This window comes from Spirosoma sp. SC4-14 (assembly GCF_037201965.1).
In the GTDB taxonomy this organism is placed as follows: Bacteria; Bacteroidota; Bacteroidia; order Cytophagales; family Spirosomataceae; genus Spirosoma.
Window position 1 is genome coordinate 1,396,538 of sequence record NZ_CP147518.1, and the last position, 21,084, is coordinate 1,417,621.

The window sequence follows — 21,084 nt, forward strand, 5'->3', positions numbered from 1 at the left end:
AGCTAACAGGCGGAGCAACCGTAAACCGAATACCGTACTCATTTTCCCCATAACACTCCCGCTACCAGCGCCAGGGCGAAAGCAGTGATGGGGGCTTTGTTTTTCGAGAGCCAGAACTGCGGGCTAAACGACCACGACTGGCTGGTGAAGGGCCCATGAGCACCATGATCGCCAGGGAGTGGTTCCCATAAATTATCGGGCCGGGTTGGGTCTTCGGGTTCGTTGGTCATTTGCCCTTTGTAGCCGCTTCGGGCTAGTTCCCAGTCGCCAATCGATGGGGCAATTTTGTTGCCCACAATGGCTTCAACGGTAGGCCAGCCAACATAGAGTTCGCGGTGGTCACTTTCGCTGGCATAGACGATGGCGCGTGCCGCTACTTCAGGCTCATAAATAGTACCCATCGGCTTCGGTTTTTTGGGTAGTTTACTTCGAACAAACCCAAACTGTGTTGTATTCATGGCAGGCAATTGCACCATACAGGTATGAATGCCGCTTTTTTCGTGCAATAGTTCGGCCCGCAGCGAATCATAAAAGCCCTGAATAGCGTGTTTTGACCCGCAATAAGCCGATTGCAGCGGAATACCCCGGTAGGCCAGCGCCGACCCAACAAAAATAATGCTTCCCCGGTTGCGGGGGCGCATCCGTTTCAGCGCGGCCAGCGCACCATATACCTGCCCCAGGTAGGTTACTTCCGTTACGCGCTTATATTCTTCGGGCTTCATCTCGCTAATGGGCGAAAAAACACTATTCATGGCGTTGTTAACCCATACATCGATCGGGCCAAATGTAGCCTCAATTTCATCGGCGGCCTTGTCGACAGCATCGGCATTGGCTACATCAAGTGGACAGATAAGGGCACGTCCACCGCAGGCTTCAACTTCACGTTTGGCTCCTTCGAGGCCTTCAAGACCGCGGGCAATCAGTCCAATATTAGCTCCTTGCTTCGCAAATTCACGAACAATGGCCCGACCCAGACCGGCCGAGGCTCCCGTAACAACAACAACTTTTTTGGTTTTCATAACGACGTATTTTGACGGCGGGTAAAATCCACCAATGGAGAATAGCGTAGCGGGCTAGTGCCAAACTACTTGTCGGAATGCATTAGCAACGAACGCCAGCCACCGCCGAACCGTTGATGAATCTTGCCCTTCACCAACGATAAGCTTACCAGCAGTGCCCCGGCCAGCATTTCGTTCAGAACAGCCGCTGAATCCTGATAGCCCAGTATCCAGGGGGCCATCAGTAGCCAGAAACCAACCAGCGTATTTACATATCGGAAACTGCGAACCGATTCGCTCATGGCAATAATAGCTACCGAGGCTGCCACTGGTCCGGCAATGTGTTCATTTATCGCGGCTTTCTGATCCAGATGAAGTATATCTGGTGATGCAGTAAGCCAGATACCGATCAGCGTATTGATAAGGCGTGCCAGCATAGTCAGTTTATGGTCGAACTTAGGTCCGTGTCTCCCCAAAATGCTTTCCAGACCGAATAGCCGCTGCGTTTTACCCGTTGGAGATAAAGCAGGCTGGCCAGAATTTCGTCCATAGCTGGACCAATCATAAATATAGAAAGTACGGCCGAAGCCAGACACAGACTGCACCAGGCATGAAAGAAAACTGGTTGGGCAATAACCAGAAACAAACTGGTGATGCCCAGCGGGCCCACAGCTATACCGAAAAGAATAACAATCCAGGGCATCGTTTTCCAGCGTCGGGTATTGCCAATAATACCGCTGATGGCATCGAGCAGATAACCAATGGAGCCCAGAAGCGCATCGGGAATCGGTAATATGCGGGAAAAGGTTGAGTGCAGGATGGTAGCACTGGAAGCAGACCCAAAAAATGGGTCCCAAACAGTAGAAATAACCTGCAACTGATATAAACCCAGATAAAGGGATATCCCCATACCAATGAGGGCAATGGCCAGAAGCGGAATCCGTTGCCCCCAGGTCGATGGGTTATAGCTCCATCCGGGTGGAATGCCGGTTTCACTGGTAATAGGATACGTTTCGGTTGTCATTCGTCATTGGTGATTCGTCATCGGTCATTAGGAAAAGATACTAATGACCAGTTTCCAATGACTAATGACAATTGCCCCGTCGTTACTACACTAGCTGGTGATCCACTGGCGGGCCTTTTCTTTTTCGGAGGGCGAAAACTGTTTGGCATCCAGATTAGGAAGCATATTGGCCACAAAAGCCGGCAGATTAGTCCAGCTTTTGTCGGAAACAAGAGCCGCCTTTTCAAAATCGCCCAGGTGGGTAACATCGAACTTCAGATCCTGTAATGCTGCCTTCAAGGTGATAGCGTCTACATCTTCATATTCGATATAAACACGGAGCTTGTCGGTTGCATGGCTTTTCTGATCGAGCAACGTAGCCCAGGGCTTAATGTCGGCTTCCGTAATTTTGTCGGTCATGCGCAGGCCGACGATGTTATCTGATTGAAAATCAATAGGCTGTATCATAGCAGTTGAGTTTACTTTTATCGGCCATTGGAGGTTGGTCATTGGTAGCTGATGAGTAGGGAAATGGAAGCAAACAACCACTGACCGATAACTAGTGACCAATAACTTCTACCCAATGACTACTTCTACCCAATGACTAATAGTATAACTGGTTTGAAACAGTTATGGCCTGCCTTTTTGCCGATTAAATCAGTAAAATTAGGCTCTGGACCGTTGGCGAATCAGTAGCTAGAAATAATGACAAAGATTCAAAATAGTACTATCTGAGGAGATGTGACTAGTAATTGCCTGGTAATTAGGGTGTTGCTTTGGGGCGTTGTAGGATGCCAGAACTATTTTGCTAGTTTAGGCCATGAGCAGAGCTATTAAAATTTGATTAAGCAGCAGGCTCGACAGGTATAATTTTAGTTACACCTGAAGAGAAATTACTGCTGTAATTCTTTTTTTTAGACTCTTACTCAAACTGTTATGGCAAAACTGGTAAGCGATTTTATTATTGATCGACTGAGCGAATGGGGTATCAACCGGATCTTCGGATTTCCGGGCGATGGTATCAACGGCGTAATGGGCGCTCTGGATCGGGCCGAAGGAAAAATCGATTTTATTCAGGTTCGGCACGAAGAAATGGCCGCGTTTATGGCCTGTGCCCATTCCAAGTTTACGGGTGAAGTCGGTGTTTGTATGGCCACTTCCGGCCCCGGTGCTATTCATCTGCTGAATGGATTATACGATGCCAAAATGGATCATCAGTCCGTTGTGGCCATTGTGGGGCAACAGGCCCGTACTGCTTTAGGTGGTAGTTATCAACAGGAAGTCGATCTGATTTCACTTTATAAAGACGTTGCTGGCGAGTATGTACACATGATTACTGACCCTGCGCAGGCCCGGCAGGTTATCGACCGCGCCATTCGGATTGCCAAAGCCGAACGCACCGTTACCTGCGTCATCATTCCTAACGATGTGCAGGAACTGGATGCAGTAGAAAGTCCACCGCGGATTCATGGTACGGTCTTTACGGGGGTTGGCCATGCTAAACAACATACGGTTCCGCCGAAAAGTGAACTGGAAAAAGCGGCACAAGTGCTTAACGAAGGCAAAAAAGTAGCCATTCTGATTGGAGCCGGCGCTTTTGGGGCTGCTACGGAAGTGAAAGAAATTGCCGAAAAGCTGGGCGCTGGTGTGGCCAAAGCCTTGCTGGGCAAAGCCGCTCTGCCCGACGATTTGCCCTATGTTACGGGGCCGATTGGCCTGCTGGGTTCTGAGCCAAGCTGGGATATGATGGCCGATTGCGACACGTTGCTCATGATTGGCAGTAGCTTCCCGTATTCCGAATTTTTGCCCAAAGAAGGACAGGCACGTGGGGTGCAGATCGATATCGACGGGCGAATGCTAAGCCTACGCTATCCGATGGAAGTAAACCTGCTTGGCGACAGTAAAGAAACCCTGAAAGAACTGCTGCCATTGATTACGTATAAGGATGATCGTTCGTGGCGAAAAACCATTGAAGAGGGTGTTAAAGACTGGTGGAAACTGCTGGAAGGCCGTGCCATGAACAAAGCCAATCCCATTAATCCGCAGCGGGTATTCTGGGAGCTTTCGCCTAAACTCCCCGACAACTGCATTCTGGCAGCCGATTCAGGAACATCGGCCAACTGGTTTGCCCGCGATCTGAAAATTCGGGATGGTATGATGGCGTCGTTGTCGGGCAATCTGGCTACCATGTGCCCCGGTGTTCCGTATGTTATTGCCGCTAAATTTGCCTACCCCGACCGCATTCCAATTGCGCTGGTGGGCGATGGGGCCATGCAAATGCTGGGTATCAACGGGTTGGTTACCATCAGTAAATACTGGAAACAGTGGAGCGACCCCCGATTGGTTATTCTGGTGCTCAACAATGGCGACCTGAATCAGGTGACCTGGGAGCAGCGGGTAATGGCGGGTAATCCAGAATATACCGGCTCGCAGGAAGTACCCGATTTCCCCTATGCGCGATATGCCGAAATGCTGGGCCTTAGAGGAGTGAGAGTCGATGATCCCGAACAGGTGGCTGCTGCCTGGGACGAGGTACTGTCGGCCGACAGGCCGGCTTTGCTGGAAGCTGTTGTCGACCCCAACGTGCCAACGCTGCCTCCGCACATCACCTACGATCAGATGTTTAATTTCTCAAAAACACTGCTCAAGGGCGACCCGAAAGAAGGGGGCGTTATTAAGCAAACCTTCAAGGAAGTAGTCGAAAATTATATGCCCCATAAAGGCTGATTCGCTAAATACTATGCTAATGCACTCCGACCGGATCAGGCATCTGTCGGTATCTGTTTATCGGATACCAACAGATGCGCCGGAATCGGACGGGACGCTACAATGGGACAGTACCACAATGGTGCTGGTCGAAATTGAGGCTGGCGATCAGCGGGGAATCGGCTATACCTATGCCGATGCATCGGTTGGGCAATTTATTCAGCAGAAACTGACTCCCATTGTCGTCGAACAGCATCCGTTCGATATTCCGGCCCTCTGGAAAGCAATGGCCAGTGCCATTCGCAATGAGGGGAGTTGTGGTATGGCCTATATGGCGCTTTCTGCGGTCGACACGGCACTTTGGGATCTGAAAGCCAAACTCTTGAATGTGCCGTTGGTACAACTGCTGGGCAGCGTGCGAAACAAGGCGATGGTGTATGGCAGTGGTGGCTTTACGTCCTATTCGCATGAGCAGCTACAGCACCAGCTTGGCAACTGGGCCAGCGAAGGGTTTAGCATGGTTAAGATGAAAATAGGCCGAAACCCTGATGCCGATCTCGAACGGGTACGCCTGGCAAAAGAAACCATTGGCACAAATGTAAGCCTGATGGTTGATGCCAACGGTGGCTATGAGGTTAAACAGGCGCTCGAAAAAGCGGAAAACTTCAGGCAGTATGGCATAAACTGGTTTGAAGAGCCCGTATCGTCCGACAATCTGAGTGGATTGGAGTTTATCCGAAACCACGCTCCTGCATCGATACGAATTGCGGCTGGCGAATACGGTTATTCGCTGGACTATTTTGCGCATATGCTTCATCATAAAGCCGTCGATGTATTGCAGGCCGACGCTACCCGGTGTGGTGGTATTACGGGTTTTCTGAAAGCGGGCTACCTGACCGAAGGCTATCAGTTGCCTTTTTCATTTCATTGTGCACCCGCTCTGCATCTGCATCCGTCGCTGGCGCTGAATGCCTTCTGGGTTGGTGAATATTTTCATGACCACGTCCGTATCGAAAACCTGTTTTTCGATGGCGTTCCGAAACCCGTTCATGGCTATCTATCGCCCGATCTGAGCCGACCCGGTTTGGGCCTTGAACTGAAACGGGCTGATGCTGAACCGTATAAACTAGAATGATTGAGTTGTTGAATGATTGAATTGCGGTCCGCCGTGTAGTTGGATCATTCAACAACTCAACAATTCAATAATTCAACCCTTCACATGGTAACCGAAACAGAACAACAAAGCCAGTCTACTTATAAAGAGCGAGTTGTTGTAGAGAACGCGACGGGCATTGATGTCGAAGCCCTCGAAGCGGATCTGCGACTTATGATCAAAGGCGAAGTCCGGTTCGACCGGGGAAGCCGGGCTACGTATTCGACCGATGGCTCCAACTATCGGCAGGTGCCTATTGGTGTAGTGCTTCCGCACGACGAAGACGATATTGTGCAAACCGTGGCGCTTTGTCGCCAATACGGAGCGCCTGTTCTGACGCGGGGCGGAGGGACCAGTCTGGCAGGGCAGGGTTGCAATGTAGCCGTGGTTATGGATTTGTCGAAGTATTACAATCGGATACTGGCGATCGATCCAAAGCAGAAAACCGTAACGGTTCAGCCCGGCATTGTGCTCGACAGTATGCGCGGCAAAACCGAAACGCAGTATGGGTTAACTTTTGGGCCTGACCCCGCCACGCACGACCATTGCACATTGGGCGGTATGCTGGGCAATAACTCCTGTGGTGTCCATTCCGTAATGGCGCAACATGCAGGGCTGGGGGCACGTGTTTCCGACAACACCCACTCGCTCACTATCCTGACCTACGATGGAACCATTATGGACGTTGGCCCAACCCCCGAAGATGAACTGGAACGGATTATTCGCACGGGTGGGCGTAAGGGTGAAATCTATGCGAAGCTGAAAGCCCTGCGCGACAGGTATGCCGATGTGATTCGGGCTAAAATGCCACAGATTCCCCGGCGTTCGTCAGGTTTTAATCTGGATGAATTGCTTCCCGAAAAAGGCTTCAACGTAGCACGGGCGCTGGTCGGAACAGAAGGTACCTGTGTGGTTATACTGGAAGCCACGCTTATGCTCCTGCCCAAACCGAAAGCCCGGTCGCTGCTGGTGCTGGGTTTTCCGGATGTGTATGCCGCCGGACACCATGCACCTATAGCCATGAAACATAAGCCCATTGGTCTCGAAGGAATGGATGAGAAACTGATTGGCTACATGAAAAAACGGGGGCTGAACGTCGACGATCTGCCTTTGTTACCCTCTGGTAAAGGCTGGTTGCTGGTTGAGTTTGGGGGCGATACCAAAGAGGAGTCCGACAACAAGGCCAAAGCGCTCATGGAGGAGTTTAAAAAGAGCGATAATCCCCCAACAATGAGTTTGTTCGATGATCCGAAGCAGGAGAAAAAACTCTGGGAAATTCGCGAATCAGGACTGGGCGCTACAGCCTTTGTGCCCGACATGCCCGATACCTGGCCGGGGTGGGAAGATTCGTCCATACCACCCGATAAAGTAGGCGACTATCTTAAGTCCCTGCGCGATCTCTTTCATAAGTATGGTTACGAAGCATCACTCTACGGGCATTTTGGGCAGGGATGTATTCACTGCCGCATCGACTTCGATCTGGTGACTGCCAAAGGCATTGATACCTACAAACGCTTTACGAACGAAGCGGCTAAACTGGTCGTTAGCTATGGTGGGTCGCTGTCGGGTGAGCACGGCGATGGACAGGCTCGCGCCGACTTGCTCGACATTATGTATGGGCCCGACATGATGCAGGCGTTTCGGGAGTTTAAAGCCATCTGGGACCCAACCGGCAAAATGAATCCGGGCAAAGCCATCGACGCCTATGGCCAGACCGAAAACCTGCGGCTGGGCACCGACTATAATCCACCCCAGGTGATGACCCATTTCAAATACCCCGACGATGATGGCAGTTTTGCCAGGGCAACACTCCGGTGTGTGGGCGTAGGCAAATGCCGCCATCACGAAGGCGGAACCATGTGCCCCAGCTATATGGTCACTCGCGAGGAAGAACATGCTACCCGTGGTCGTGCCCGACTACTGTTCGAAATGCTACAGGGTGAAGAACTGGCCGAAGGCTGGCATAGCGACAAGGTGAAAGAGGCCCTGGATTTGTGTTTGTCGTGCAAAGGCTGCCTGGGCGATTGTCCGGTGCATGTCGATATGGCGACCTACAAATCAGAGTTTTTGTCGCATTATTACGAACGAAAGCTTCGCCCACGCTCGGCCTATGCCTTTGGCCTGATCTACTGGTGGTCGCGGCTGGCGTCGCTCGTGCCCGAAGTCGTAAATTTCTTCATGCAGAATCCCATAACAGGTCGGTTGGCGAAACGGGCGGCTGGCGTTTCACAGAAGCGGACTATTCCTCAATTTGCCGAACAGACTTTCCGCGACTGGTACCGGCGCGAAACCAATGGGACGAAAACCGGCAAACCGCGCGTGATTCTGTGGGCCGATACGTTCAATAATTTCTTTCTGCCCGAAACCCTGGTGGCTGGTCACGAAGTACTCGAAGCGGCTGGGTTTGACGTAGTAGTTCCAAAGCAAATCCTGTGCTGTGGTCGTCCGCTATACGATTTTGGGATGCTCGATACGGCTAAAAATCTGCTCTACGACATCATGAATACCCTGCGCGACGACATTCGGGCAGGAACGCCCATCGTTGGACTGGAACCCAGTTGCGTGTCAGTATTTAAAAACGAGTTGTGCAACCTGTTTCCCGAACATGAAGATGCCAAACGCCTTCGGGAGCAAACGTTTACGCTGGCCGAATTTCTGGAAAAGAAAGCGCCCGACTTCAAACTGCCCGAACTGAAACGGAAGGCCATTGTGCATGGTCACTGCCATCACAAAGCGGTTATGAAAACCGAAGCAGAAGAAAAACTGCTGGGCGACCTCAAGCTCGACTACGAGATGCTGGATTCGGGTTGTTGCGGTATGGCGGGTTATTTTGGCTACCTCGACGGACAACAGTATGACGTTGGCCTGGCAGCCGGAGAACGCGTATTGTTACCCAAAGTTCGGGAGGCAGGCGACGATACGCTGGTAATTGCCGATGGGTTTAGTTGCCGCGAACAAATTGAGCAGGGTACGGATCGGCAGGGAATGCACCTTGCTCAGGTAATGCAGATGGCCCTACGCGAACAGAATGGAGCCAAAACCGGTGCATATCCCGAAAAGACCTATGTAAAGGGCATGAAGCTGTCCGGAAAAGCCGTCAGGAAAGAACGGCTGGCAGTATTAGCCGCAACTCTGGCAGGTGTTGCGCTGGGCTACTGGCTGGTGCAAAGGAAAGAATGAAAGAGTGCTGTGACCGCTGGATTGACTTACGATGCTATTGACCAACAATCGCCATGACTATGGAGTTAGGTAAGAAAACATGGGCTATTGCCGAAGGCTACATTCCGGCCTGGAGCCATGGTCCTGAGCCACAAATGACCAGCCACGAAGCAGCTTGCCTGCTGAATGCATCGGATCGGGATGCGCACGTGGAAATTATGATTTATTTCTCCGACCGGGAGCCGGTAGGTCCTTATAAAATCACGGTTGGTGCCCGACGCACCAAACACATACGGTTCAATAACCTGACCGATCCTGAGCCAGTTCCGGTCGATACTGACTATGCCAGTGTTATCCGATCCGATGTGCCGATTGTGGTGCAGCATACCCGGCTGGATTCCCGCCAGGATGCCAATGCGCTGATTTCGACCATTGCTTATACCGAATAAACGGGTGAAGTTTTTGACAGGATGAACAGGATTAATTCTGTGGAAAAAATCTCGTTCATCCTGTCGAAGAAAACGCAGATATGTATGAAATCGAAACTCATAAACGATGCCGAACAAAAGACCTATGCGCTGATTTTTGATAAAGGCGACGAGGTGATAGCCGGGTTAAAAGAGTTTGCTCAAAAAAACGATCTGACGGCCAGCCAGTTTACGGCCATTGGCGCATTCGATGAGGTGTTGCTGGGCTATTTCGATTATGCCATTAAAGACTATCGCAAAATTCCGATCCGCGACCAGGTTGAGGTACTGACGCTGGCAGGCGATATATCCCTAAATCCCGACGGTGACGTGCAGGTTCATGCGCATGTGGTTGTTGGAAAGGCGGATGGTACCGCACACGGCGGTCATGTATTGTCGGGCCGGGTTCATCCAACACTGGAGGTGATTTTGACCGAATCTCCGGCCTATCTGCGCCGGAAACAGGATGCCGAAACGGGCCTGGCGCTGATTAGTGTGTAACAAAACCGGATTCAATGACTCATCTGCTACGCATACCGTCAATATTTTCGCCCGCTTCGTATGAGGCTGATGAAATTAATTCGTTAACGATCTATTTTATCGTAGCGGCAATGGCGATTCTGTTGGCAGTAATCGGACTGTTGATCTATGTTGTCGTTAAATTTCGAGGGAAACCCGGCGATGAAGAGCCCCGTCAGTTTACGGGCAATCGAACGGTAGAGCTTTTTATGATTGGAATTCCGACGCTGTTGGTTGGGGTATTTTTTTACCTGACCATTCGGACCATGAAACGCATTCTGCCAGCATCCGGCAACCGTAAACCCGATGTTGTAATTACGGGGCATCAGTTCTGGTGGGAGGCTCGCTATTCTGGCACTCAGGCTATTGTTGCCAATGAAATTCATCTGCCTGTTGGTCGGAAAGTGCTGTTACATCTGAATTCCGACGATGTGATTCACGACTGGTGGGTTCCGGCGCTGGGATCGAAAATGGATGCTATTCCTGGTCGAACCAATCACCTTTGGCTAACCATTCGGGAGCCGGGTATTTACGAAGGAGCCTGTAGTGAATTTTGCGGTGCCCAGCATGCCTGGATGCGCATTCGAGTGGTGGCGCAGCCAGAATCCGAATATCAGCAGTGGCTTCAAGAACGCCAGCAGAACGCAGTGAAACCAACCCAGACGTCGGCCATTGCAGGAGCCGATTTTTTTAACCGGCAAACCTGCGGAAGCTGCCACCGTATTCGTGGCACAACTGCCAATGGCGATGTTGGACCCGACCTGACGCATTTTGCCAGTCGTAAAACCATGCTGTCGGGTATGATGCCCAACACCCGCGAAAATCTGCGAAAATGGCTCAGTGATCCACAATCGATTAAGCCCGGTTCGCGGATGCCCCGGTTTATCTATCCTAAAGACAGCATTAATGTATTGGTAGACTATTTATCGACGCTTCAATGATTACAAATGTGCGACTTCCCGAACCACAGACTCCGCTGCCCGGTGCCGATGTGAGTAGCAATCAGGGATTGTTGCAGTGGCTGTCGTCGGTCGATCATAAGCAGATTGGTATCCTGTATCTGCTCATGGCCCTGTTTTACCTGCTGGTTGGTGGGGCCTTTGCAGTGCTGATGCGAGTGCAGCTACTGATACCCGAAAATCATTTTCTGAGCCCTGATGCCTACAATCAGCTCTTTACGATGCACGGAACTACCATGATTTTTTTCGTGCTGACTCCGGCTATTCTAGGCTTTTCGGTCTATATGACTCCTTTAATGATTGGGGCTAACGACATGGCATTTCCCCGGCTCAATGCATTCGGTTTCTGGATTGCCTTTTTTGGGGGGCTGCTACTGTATTTTAGTTTTCTGGCGGGCGGGGCTCCCAATACTGGTTGGTTCAACTACGCTCCGCTCAATCTGCCGCAATATTCGTCAACTTCCGGCGTCGATTACTACTGCATTGGTTTATTGCTTACCGGGATTGGTACCGTAAGTACGGCTGCGAACCTGATTGTGACCATTATTCGGTTGCGAACGGCCGGAATGACCTACAAACACCTGCCTGTTTTTGTCTGGATGGTGCTGGTCAATAGCTTTCTGATTCTGGCTGCATTCCCATCGCTAAATGCGGCTCTGGCTATGTTGCTGATTGACCGCCAACTGGATGGACATTTTTTCGATACGGCCAGTGGAGGTTCGGCGTTACTCTGGCAGCACCTGTTCTGGCTCTTTGGGCACCCTGAAGTCTATATTGTGGTGTTACCACCCTTTGGCATTCTTTCTGAAGTCTTTCAGGTGTTTTCGCGAAAGCCCATTTTCGGCTATGCATTTGTGGTAGGGTCGGGGATTGCCATTGCCTTGCTGGCCTTTGGCGTATGGGCGCACCATATGTTTGCTACTGGTATGGGCAATACTGTCAATGGCTTTTTTGCGGCCAGCAGTATGCTCATCGGTATTCCAACAGGCGTTAAAATTTTCAACTGGCTGGGTACTATGTACGGAGGGTCGCTCCGGTTCACAACGGCCATGCTGTTTGCTACGGCCTTTCTGGTTGAGTTTACTATTGGCGGGTTAAGCGGAGTTTCCTTCGCCATTGTGCCCATCGACTGGCAACTGACCGATTCATACTATGTAGTAGCGCATCTGCACTATGTTTTTCTGGGCGGTAGTTTGTTTGGGCTATTTGCCGGGCTATTCTATTGGTTTCCTAAAATTACCGGGCGCATGGTAAACGAAAAGCTGGGGAACTGGTTTTTCTGGCTCTTTACCATTGGGTTTAACCTCACGTTTTTTGTGCAGCATATTCTGGGCGCTATTGGTATGCCCCGGCGGGTGCATACATACCCCAATCTGCCTGCCTATGATGTGCTGAACCTGATTTCGAGTTTGGGCGCTTTTCTGATGGGTGGGTCGATGCTGCTATTTATGTATGCCCTATACGCAGCACTGAAACGCGGTCGGGTTGCGCCCAACAACCCCTGGGATGGCTACACGCTGGAGTGGCTGACAACTTCACCACCTCCATTGAGGAATTTCGACAGGGTACCGCCCATAGTAAGTTTTCGCCCGTTGCACGATCTGAATCATACAGACATTGGCGATCATCAAAAAACAGACGACGAAAAATATGGAACCAAAGATCATGATGAAACTGGTGGTGGGCACTGAAGCCATCTTTTTTCTGTCGCTGATGATGGGCTTCGTGTATTTTGCCTATTATCCGGGCTTTCGACCGCAATCGGTTGAGCAACTGGAACTGCCAGCAACGGCGGCTTTTACGGCATTGCTTCTGTTGAGCAGTTTTACTTTCTGGCGGGCCGAAGTCAATTTTAAGCAGGGACGCCCGAATGGGCTAAAAGGCTGGTTGCTGGCTACGCTAGTGCTGGGTACTGTTTTTCTAGTCGGGCAGATTCGGGAATATAGTCATCTGCTATCCAGTCAACTCACCATCAGTAAAGGAACTTTTGCGACCGGTTTTTTCACGCTGACGGGCTTTCATGGTCTGCACGTGCTTGTGGGGCTAATTATTTTAAGTGTTGTGCTGTATCTGGCATGGCTGGGCGATTTCGACAAACCGCAGTCGTCTGTCATCAGTACGGTAGGTATTTACTGGCATTTTGTGGATGTAGTTTGGGTGGTAGTATTCACGCTGGTGTATGTATTGCCAACCCTAATAAACATAGCTGGTCATGAATCAACTCCTTAGCCTCTGGACAATTAACTGGCTCGATCTGCTGGGGCTGGCCAGTTTTGGGTTGCTCTATGGCATTATATCGGGCTGGAAATGGCAGCCTGGGGCTGGCTTCTATGTTGCTGGCCTGTTGCTTGTCGGACTGGCGCAACTGTCGCCATTGCATACATTGGGCGTTCATTATCTGCTTAGTGCGCACATGGCCGAACACGTTCTGTTGCTGCTGGTAGCGGCTCCATTACTCATACTCGGATTGCCCCAGCATCCAACTTCCAAAGCCGAACGGATAATGATTCGGGTATCGGCTTTTTTTCGGGTATGGTCCTGGCTTGGCTGGCTGGCGGGCGTTGGCCTGATGTGGTTCTGGCATATTCCGGCCGTGTATGACGCTACGATGGCCCACGATTTCTCGACCACCTATGGCGATATAGCCGCTATTCCGCTTTGCCAGACTGCCGGTACGTCGGCGGGGTCGCTGGCCAATCTGGCCCACGTCTTGCATCCTGTCAGCCTGATTCTGGCGGGCTTCTGTTTTGTTTGGCCAATTCTCGGACCATTCGGCCAGCAACGGCTTCATCCATTAACAGGGGTCGTTTATTTGTTCACTGCCTGTGCGGCCTGTTCGTTGCTGGGGATGCTAATCACGTTTGCCCCCGTTGGGTTATATCAGACCTACGAGGGGGCTGACTACTACGGACTGGTAAGATTGATTCGCCACAACTGGGGTATTGATGCTGTGACTGATCAGCAGATAGCAGGTTTGTTGATGTGGGTACCGGGCTGTCTGGTTTATCTGACCGGAGCCATGTATCTGCTGTTTGGCTGGTTAACAACTGAACAAAAACATACGGATCATATTCAACTGCTTTTGACGAAAAATCTATGAATCAGGACGAGAAAATGCAGTTTCTGAAAGACCCTGCCAATTGGACAAAAGCACACCCACCCAAACTGCCCCGTCCAACGTACTGGCCTTTTTTCTTCGCAATGGGGTTGGCCTTTCTGGGCTGGGGATTGCTGGCGGGCTGGATCATTAGTGCCGCTGGATTGTTGATTATGGCCTATACGCTGGCAGGATGGATAACCGAACTACGCTATGAATCAGGAGAAGACGAAGACTGAGCCCGAAAACGATAGCCGCCGGGAGTTTATGATGAACATGAGCCTCGGCCTGGGTGGCCTGGCAGCCATAGCGGTTAGTATACCGGTGGCAGGGGCACTGCTGGCCCCGTTGCTCGAAGACAAGCCCGAAGTCTGGCGAGCCGTGGGTTCGGCAGAAAATTTTCCAATAGGCTCTACTCAACTGGTTAAGTTCGAAAATGCCGATCCAAAAGCCTGGGCAGGAACTACGGCCCACACAGCCGCATGGCTCCGGCGCGAATCGACCGATAAATTCATTGCCTTTTCGGCGAATTGTACCCATCTGGGTTGCCCGGTGCGCTGGGAAGCGGAGGCTAAACTGTTTATGTGTCCCTGCCACGGGGGCGTTTATTATCATGATGGGTCTGTGGCTGCGGGGCCACCTCCTATTGCCTTACGTCAGTATGCAGTTCGGGTGGCCGATGGCCAGGTGCAGATCGGAACAGCGCCTATTCCTATTACCAACTTCAGCGATGGACAGAAAACATGAGCCTACTCCGAAAAATAGCGAACTGGTTCGACGACCGAACGGGATTTTCTGAGACGATACTGCCCGTGATGCGGCATCCTGTACCGCCGGGTGCTAAGTGGGCCTATGTGTTTGGGAGTGCTACGCTATTTTGCTTTGTTCTTCAGGTCGTAACGGGTGTTGGGCTGTCATTGCTCTACCAACCCTCATCCGATTCGGCCTTTCAGTCGCTTCAGTTTATTACCAGCCAGGCTGCTTTCGGGAAAGTGCTACGGGGCATTCATTTCTTCGGCGCATCGGGCATGATTATTCTGGTGGGCATCCATATGATTCGGGTCTACATTACGGCTTCCTATAAATACCCGCGCGAAATGAGCTGGATCAGTGGCGTTTTTCTGCTCTTTCTGACCATTGCCATGGGGTTTACGGGGCAACTGCTGCGCTGGGATTCCAACGGCGTATGGTCGTCGGTAGTGGCAGCTCAGAATTTAGGGCGTGTGCCGCTGATCGGTACGGCTCTCGCCCGGCTACTGTTGGGGGGCGATACCATTGGGGCGCAATCGCTCAGCCGCTTTTTTTCGTTTCATGTGTTTCTGTTCCCGGCGCTTATTTTTCTGTTTGTCGGCTTTCATCTGTATCTGGTTATTCGCAACGGCATTTCAGAGCCACCAAAAGCAGGCAGGCTGGTCGATCCAAAAACGTACCGGAAATGGTATGACGATATGCTGAAACGAGAGGGGGTGCCGTTCTGGCCTAATGCGGCCTGGCGCGACGCGCTGTTCAGTTCACTGGTAATTCTGGCCATTGTGGGGTTCGCTATACTGATTGGGCCACCTCCGCTGACGCAGCCGCCCGATCCGTCTATTATCAATACCTCGCCGGAGCCCGATTGGTACATGCTTCCTATTTTTGCGCTGTTTGCGCTGTTGCCACCGGCTACGGAATCATATCTGATTTTCTTCGGTCCCATAGTAGGAGTGCTGGCATTGCTGGTCTTGCCGTTTATATCGAATCGGGGCGAACGAAGCCCCATCCGTCGGCCCTGGGCTGTGTTTGGGGTCGTTTGTGTAGTGGTTGCCGTGGGTAGTCTGCTTTATATCGGTAATCGGGCGCCCTGGTCACCGCAGTTTGAAACCAAACCCCTTGCTCAGTCTGTTCGTTTTCGCGACCCGAAACTCGAACGGGGGGCATCATTATTTTACAAAAAAGGGTGCCAGTACTGCCACCGCATCGATGGTCATGGCGGAATAACGGGGCCCGAACTGAGCCGGATTGGTCGAACCTGGAATCCTGACCAACTTAAAGTCCAGATCGTGAACGGAAGCGACGAAATGCCAGCCTATGGCGGTATGCTGACAAAAGCCGAACTGAATGATCTGGTTACGTTTCTTTCATCGAGGAAGTAAGTAGGCATTTGTTGTTAGTCATTGGTTCTTTGTTGAGCGTAGTATTCACTATACTCAACAAAGAACCAATGACTAATTCTTTTTCAAGTCTGTATATTTTCGGCGGATGAGGTCGGCAACCAGGCCTGTCCAGCCAGTTTGGTGCGATGCCCCCAGACCCTGTCCGTTGTCGCCATTGAAATACTCGTAGAACTGAGGATAGGGTTTGAAATGTTCGTCCTGCCATTTTGGATGGCTTCCCGCTATCGGCCGCTGACCATTGGCGTCGGGGATGAACAAGGCAATGAGTCGATGCGTTAGCTCCTGTGCTATTTCTTTCAGGTTCCGCATTTGTCCCGAACCAACCGGACATTCGATCCGGAAATCATTGCCGTAGTACTGATAATAATGCAACAGCCGATCGACCATCAGGTAGTTGACAGGCATCCAGACCGGACCACGCCAGTTGCTGTTTCCAGCCGCAATGTGAATATCGCTTTCGGCAGGCGCATACCGAAATTCCAGTTGCATGTCTGATAAGGAAAATTCGTAGGGATGATCGCGGTAGACCCGCGATACCGACCGAATGCCGTGGCCGCTCAGGAATTCGGTTTCATCGAGCATTCGAACCATAAGCGCTTTAAACTGGGCTTCATCGACCAAACTTAGCAGTCGTTTTGAGGGTTGCCCTATCGGTTGTGTTGCTGGGCTCAGGTAGTGATTGATCAGATCGCTCCACGACGGGCGATGTTGTTCAAACCAGTGAATCCGATCCAGAAACGCCGAACTCAGTAGGTGCTCATCCAGTGCTTCGACACCATAGAGCGGAAACAAACCAACCAGCGTTCGAACCCGTAGTTTCTTTACCTCGCCATTGTTGTTTCGAATCTGGTCGTAGAAAAAAGCATCCTCCTTATCCCAAAGCCCCTGTGGCCCTTTGCCCATTTGATTGATGGACCGCTGAATGAACAGAAAATGGTCGAAGAACTTGATGGCCAGGTCGGTGTAGCCTTCGTGGTGCTGGCTAAGTTCCAGTGCAATCCGCATCATGTTGAGCGCAAACATACCCATCCAGCTAGTAGCATCGGCCTGTTCGAGATGTTCTCCGTTGGGTAAACTCGTATCGCGGTCAAAAACGCCAATATTGTCCAGTCCCAGAAAGCCCCCCGCAAAAATGTTGTTGCCCGAATGATCTTTCCGGTTTACCCACCACGTGAAATTGAGCATGAGTTTTTCGAACATTGTCCGCAGAAAGCCTAAATCGGCGTTTTTTTGCCCCTGTTGCTGTTCGATCTGAACAATCCGATAAGCAGCCCAGGCATGCACAGGCGGATTCACATCGCTGAACGTTCCCTCAAACGATGGCAGTTGCCCGTCAGGGTTCATACACCATTCGTTCGTTAGCAGCAGGAGCTGATTTTTGGCAAACTCCGGGTCGATCAGCGCAAACGTGACACTATGGAAAGCCAGATCCCAGGCGGCATACCACGGATACTCCCATTTGTCGGGCATGGCAATAATGTCTTCGTTGATCAGGTGCAGCCAGGTATGGTTCCGTCCGTTCCAGCGTTCGGGTGGGGGCGACGGCTGTCCTGGATCGCCGTTGAGCCAGCGCCAGATGTTGTAATAGTAAAACTGCTTATTCCAGATCATACCACTAAGCGCCAGCCGCTGAATATATTTTTCATTGTCGGTCGCTTTTGCCGGATGAATAGCTGCATAAAACTCGTCGGCTTCCTGTTTGCGCTGTTGTAGGATGTCGTCGAAATCGTTGAAAGGCAACTTGATGTTTTCGGAACGGAGCCTGATCTGAATGGTGGTTGAGCTACCCGCTTCAATCATTCGCTTATACTGAGCAACTGTTTTTGTTCCTTTTTGCTCGGGATTAACGGTTTGTAAACCATGCAGCAGATAATCATTAATACCATCTTTAGGATATGGCGTAGTGTTGTCACTGGCGTAAAGCCGCTCAACATTGGTTTCGTTTTCGCAGAAGAGCCAGTGGGGGCAACCATCGGCGTAGATTACGTATTGCCCCAGATCGGAATGATTGATTTGGACTGAGCCGCCGGGTTGTGCCCTTAGGATTGGCCGTTGCGCGTTTGGGGTATTGTTCCAGCGCCAGGTATTTCGAAACCATAACGTTGGCAACAGATGAATTGGAGCCGCTTCGGGGCCTCGGTTCCAGACCGTAATGCGCATCAGAATATCCTGCGGATCAGCCTTGGCATACTCGACGAACACATCGAAATAACGGTCGTCGTCGAAAATACCCGTATCGAGCAGTTCAAATTCGCCGACCTGCAAGCTCCGTTGGGCGTTTTCGTCAACCAGCTGTTCGTAGGGGAAGGCCCGTTGCGGATATTTATAGAGCAATTTCTGGTAGGAGTGTGTGGGGGTGGCATCCAGGTAGAAATAGACCTCTTTCACATCTTCGCCATGATTGCCTTCCGGGTTCGACAGACCGAAATAGCGTTCTTTCAGCATCGAATCCTGACCGTTCCAGAGTGCCAGCGCCAGGCATAGCTGCTGCTTGTTGTCGCAAAAGCCCGCTATGCCTTCTTCGCCCCAGCGGTAGGCATAGCTGCGGGCCATGCTGTGGGTTGTATAGCTCCAGTGGTCTCCATTGGGGCTATAGTCTTCACGTACGGTGCCCCATTGGCGATCAGAAACGTACGATCCCCACTGCCGCCAGGCCGGATTCTGTAAACGGATTTGTTCTGCAGTCATGCGAAAGGAAGTTCGACTATTGCGCCGAAGAACGCAGTTAGGTTATACCTAAAAAAGCGTTTCCTTTCGTCGTTTGTTTGGCTGTTGGATAAATCTAATCCGGGAGTAGAAAAAAAGACCTGGGTTGTCAGAACCACGGTCGTTTAACCTTAAATGATTTCTTAAGGCCGCTCATCATCAGAAGGGCACCGATGATGCCGAAAATAATGGCCAGAATTGTGATGTGAAGAATAGCGAACAACACCGCCACCACCAGAATAATGACCGATGCTTTGAGTTTCCAGCTAATGCGCTGCCACCAGTTTAGCTCTTTGCGGAGCGGAATTCCCAGACCCTGCCGAATCCGGTTGCCAAGCCGAAGAGGTTTTTGTGACTTCGAGTTGGCATTGGGGCGCGTAACCGACTCTGGCTTGGTGAGGAGCATCGACTGAATGCGCTGCATCCGGTGCTGAACCCGGTTGCCGGGCGTTTCGGTTGGGTTGGCCTCGCGGCTGGCTATAGGACTGGTTTCTGTTTCGGGAACGATTAGTTCGGTTGGAGAAGTATCGGCTGCTAATTCGGCCGAGAATGATTTGGCCTGGGCGGTTGGCTGTTCAATTGGTACTCGGGCGGCTGCCGGATGCGGTGTTCGCTGAAAATAGGCGGTGGGCCGTTGACAGGATGATACAAAAAGACATAACGCAGTAACGAAAAGGACAGCGGTATTTCTCATCAGGTTGTGTTGTACGTTCGGAAATCGCAAATGCAAAAGCTCCCTTAACAACGAACTGGAGAGGGCGGTTGATATGACTGACGAAAAAAAGTCGACAAAATGACGGGTATGAATGCCGAAAACGGAACTAATCAGTATGAACGGTCGGGGCCGTTTCTTTTAGTCTAAATTGCCCGCTGACGCTTATGTATCGATTTCTGGTTTGCTTACTGACGAGTTTGGTTGCCCTCAATGTTGTTTGTGCGCAAACAACCGAACCTGTTTACAATTATGAGGAAGAAAAGGTTGGGGCGTATATTTTGCCTGACCCGCTACTGAATCAGAACGGCAAGCGTGTGACCGACAAAGCTGGCTGGGAGCGTCGTCGGGCCGAGCTACTTCAGCTATTTGCCGAAAATGTGTACGGGCAAACGCCCAAACAGCAAGTCAAACTTCAATTTAAAACGGTTAGTACCGATCCGAATGCATTGAATGGACTAGCGGTTCGGAAGCAGGTAGCGATTTCGTTCGTCGAGTATCCGCAGCTACCGCCCATTGAGGTCTTGCTCTATACGCCAAAGTCGGCGAAAAAAGCAGTTCCGGTTTTTCTGGGTCTGAATTTTTGTGGCAATCACTGTGTAACGATGGAGGCCGATATTCCGCTCTCGACGCAGTGGATGTATAACGCACAAGACGGAACGGCTCTGAACAACCGAGCCACCGAAAAAGCGCGGGGCAGTCAGGCTCGGCGTTGGCCCATCGACATGATTGTGAAACACGGATATGGCGTGGCTACGGCCTATTATGGCGATATTGAACCCGATTATCCGCAGGGCTGGCGTTCTGGTATCCGATCGGTGCTTGGCGATACAACCCGCGCCAACAACTGGGGTGCCATTGGTGCCTGGGCCTGGGGCATGAGCCGTATTGTCGATTATCTGATGACTGATCCGGCGGTCGATCCGAAGCGAATTATTTCGATTGGTCATTCCCGAATCGGGAAAGCAGCTTTATGGGCCGGTGCGCAGGATAAGCGTTTTGCGGCAGTGGTGGCTAATGAAGCAGGAGAAGGCGGTTCGGCACTGGCGCGTCGCTGGTATGGCGAAACTGTTGAGCGAATCAATACCGCTTTTCCGCACTGGTTCTGTGCTAACTACAAAACATTCAATAAGCGTGTGGCCAATTTGCCAGTGGATCAGCATGAGTTGCTGGCTTTGGTAGCGCCCCGTCCGCTCTATGTAGCCAGTGCCGAAGAAGATCGCTGGTCGGACCCCAAAGGGGAGTTTCTAAGCGCCGTTGCCGCCGGACCTGTCTATCGTCTGTATGGAAAAACGGGTATAGGAACAACTACGTTTCCAACTGTCAATCAACCCGTAGGGCATACGGTTCGCTACCATATCCGAACCGGCAAGCACGACGTTACCAACTACGATTGGGAACAATATCTGCAGTTGGCAGATGAATTAGTGAAGTAGCTTTCCGATGAGTCTG

Annotated in this window: 19 protein-coding genes; 13 read left to right on the forward strand and 6 right to left on the reverse strand. The window is 51.2% G+C overall.

Annotated features, from left to right (window positions below; translation table 11 throughout):
• Positions 1 to 38 precede the first annotated feature (38 nt).
• The 4 genes from WBJ53_RS05760 to WBJ53_RS05775 form a co-directional block, all read right to left on the reverse strand.
• Positions 39 to 1,019, reverse strand: a complete 981-nt coding sequence (locus WBJ53_RS05760) for an SDR family oxidoreductase (RefSeq protein ID WP_338875109.1) — start codon at positions 1,017 to 1,019, stop codon at positions 39 to 41.
• A 65-nt stretch (positions 1,020 to 1,084) separates the two neighbouring features.
• Positions 1,085 to 1,435, reverse strand: coding sequence for an SPW repeat protein (locus tag WBJ53_RS05765; protein ID WP_338875110.1), 351 nt, complete (start codon positions 1,433 to 1,435; stop codon positions 1,085 to 1,087).
• Positions 1,436 to 1,437: 2 nt separating this feature from the next.
• Entirely contained in the window at positions 1,438 to 2,022 is a 585-nt protein-coding gene (locus tag WBJ53_RS05770) for a vitamin K epoxide reductase family protein (protein ID WP_338875111.1), read from the reverse strand.
• 90 nt (positions 2,023 to 2,112) lie between these two features.
• Entirely contained in the window at positions 2,113 to 2,469 is a 357-nt protein-coding gene (locus WBJ53_RS05775) for an STAS/SEC14 domain-containing protein (RefSeq protein ID WP_338875112.1), read from the reverse strand.
• Positions 2,470 to 2,937: 468 nt separating this feature from the next.
• Here WBJ53_RS05775 and WBJ53_RS05780 point away from each other — a divergent pair, with 468 nt between their 5' ends.
• The 12 genes from WBJ53_RS05780 (at position 2,938) to WBJ53_RS05835 (ending at position 16,193) form a co-directional block, all read left to right on the forward strand.
• Positions 2,938 to 4,728 carry a thiamine pyrophosphate-requiring protein gene (locus WBJ53_RS05780; protein ID WP_338875113.1) on the forward strand — a complete coding sequence of 597 codons (1,791 nt, stop codon included), beginning with the start codon at positions 2,938 to 2,940 and terminating at the stop codon, positions 4,726 to 4,728.
• A 13-nt stretch (positions 4,729 to 4,741) separates the two neighbouring features.
• Positions 4,742 to 5,842 (forward strand): enolase C-terminal domain-like protein, encoded by a 1,101-nt coding sequence (locus WBJ53_RS05785; RefSeq protein WP_338875114.1) that lies wholly within the window; start codon positions 4,742 to 4,744, stop codon positions 5,840 to 5,842.
• 84 nt (positions 5,843 to 5,926) lie between these two features.
• On the forward strand, positions 5,927 to 9,040 hold the full coding sequence (locus tag WBJ53_RS05790; RefSeq protein ID WP_338875115.1) for an FAD-binding and (Fe-S)-binding domain-containing protein: 3,114 nt from the start codon (positions 5,927 to 5,929) through the stop codon (positions 9,038 to 9,040).
• Positions 9,041 to 9,099: 59 nt separating this feature from the next.
• On the forward strand, positions 9,100 to 9,468 hold the full coding sequence (locus WBJ53_RS05795) for a sensory rhodopsin transducer (RefSeq protein ID WP_338875116.1): 369 nt from the start codon (positions 9,100 to 9,102) through the stop codon (positions 9,466 to 9,468).
• 84 nt (positions 9,469 to 9,552) lie between these two features.
• Entirely contained in the window at positions 9,553 to 9,987 is a 435-nt protein-coding gene (locus WBJ53_RS05800) for a PPC domain-containing DNA-binding protein (protein ID WP_338875117.1), read from the forward strand.
• A 14-nt stretch (positions 9,988 to 10,001) separates the two neighbouring features.
• Complete coding sequence (gene coxB, locus WBJ53_RS05805) at positions 10,002 to 10,946, forward strand: cytochrome c oxidase subunit II (protein ID WP_338875118.1); 945 nt, start codon at positions 10,002 to 10,004, stop codon at positions 10,944 to 10,946.
• Complete coding sequence (gene ctaD, locus WBJ53_RS05810) at positions 10,943 to 12,655, forward strand: cytochrome c oxidase subunit I (protein WP_338875119.1); 1,713 nt, start codon at positions 10,943 to 10,945, stop codon at positions 12,653 to 12,655. Before coxB ends, ctaD begins: the two co-directional genes overlap by 4 nt.
• A complete protein-coding gene (locus WBJ53_RS05815) occupies positions 12,615 to 13,193 on the forward strand; it encodes a heme-copper oxidase subunit III (RefSeq protein ID WP_338875120.1) in 579 nt (192 codons plus the stop codon). The genes ctaD and WBJ53_RS05815 overlap by 41 nt, the downstream gene beginning before the upstream one ends.
• Complete coding sequence (locus WBJ53_RS05820; protein WP_338875121.1) at positions 13,177 to 14,064, forward strand: cytochrome c oxidase assembly protein; 888 nt, start codon at positions 13,177 to 13,179, stop codon at positions 14,062 to 14,064. Before WBJ53_RS05815 ends, WBJ53_RS05820 begins: the two co-directional genes overlap by 17 nt.
• Positions 14,061 to 14,300 carry a hypothetical protein gene (locus WBJ53_RS05825; protein WP_338875122.1) on the forward strand — a complete coding sequence of 80 codons (240 nt, stop codon included), beginning with the start codon at positions 14,061 to 14,063 and terminating at the stop codon, positions 14,298 to 14,300. Before WBJ53_RS05820 ends, WBJ53_RS05825 begins: the two co-directional genes overlap by 4 nt.
• Positions 14,275 to 14,808, forward strand: a complete 534-nt coding sequence (locus WBJ53_RS05830) for a Rieske (2Fe-2S) protein (RefSeq protein WP_338875123.1) — start codon at positions 14,275 to 14,277, stop codon at positions 14,806 to 14,808. The genes WBJ53_RS05825 and WBJ53_RS05830 overlap by 26 nt, the downstream gene beginning before the upstream one ends.
• Positions 14,805 to 16,193: a cytochrome b N-terminal domain-containing protein gene (locus WBJ53_RS05835; RefSeq protein WP_338875124.1), complete on the forward strand. Its 1,389-nt coding sequence runs from the start codon at positions 14,805 to 14,807 to the stop codon at positions 16,191 to 16,193. The genes WBJ53_RS05830 and WBJ53_RS05835 overlap by 4 nt, the downstream gene beginning before the upstream one ends.
• A 72-nt stretch (positions 16,194 to 16,265) precedes the next feature.
• Here the strand turns inward: WBJ53_RS05835 and WBJ53_RS05840 are convergent, their stop codons facing one another.
• Both WBJ53_RS05840 and WBJ53_RS05845 read right to left on the reverse strand, forming a co-directional pair.
• Complete coding sequence (locus WBJ53_RS05840) at positions 16,266 to 18,902, reverse strand: glucosidase (RefSeq protein WP_338875125.1); 2,637 nt, start codon at positions 18,900 to 18,902, stop codon at positions 16,266 to 16,268.
• A 127-nt stretch (positions 18,903 to 19,029) separates the two neighbouring features.
• Positions 19,030 to 19,614 carry a hypothetical protein gene (locus WBJ53_RS05845; RefSeq protein ID WP_338875126.1) on the reverse strand — a complete coding sequence of 195 codons (585 nt, stop codon included), beginning with the start codon at positions 19,612 to 19,614 and terminating at the stop codon, positions 19,030 to 19,032.
• Positions 19,615 to 19,799: 185 nt separating this feature from the next.
• Here WBJ53_RS05845 and WBJ53_RS05850 point away from each other — a divergent pair, with 185 nt between their 5' ends.
• On the forward strand, positions 19,800 to 21,068 hold the full coding sequence (locus tag WBJ53_RS05850; protein ID WP_338875127.1) for an acetylxylan esterase: 1,269 nt from the start codon (positions 19,800 to 19,802) through the stop codon (positions 21,066 to 21,068).
• Positions 21,069 to 21,084 lie beyond the last annotated feature (16 nt).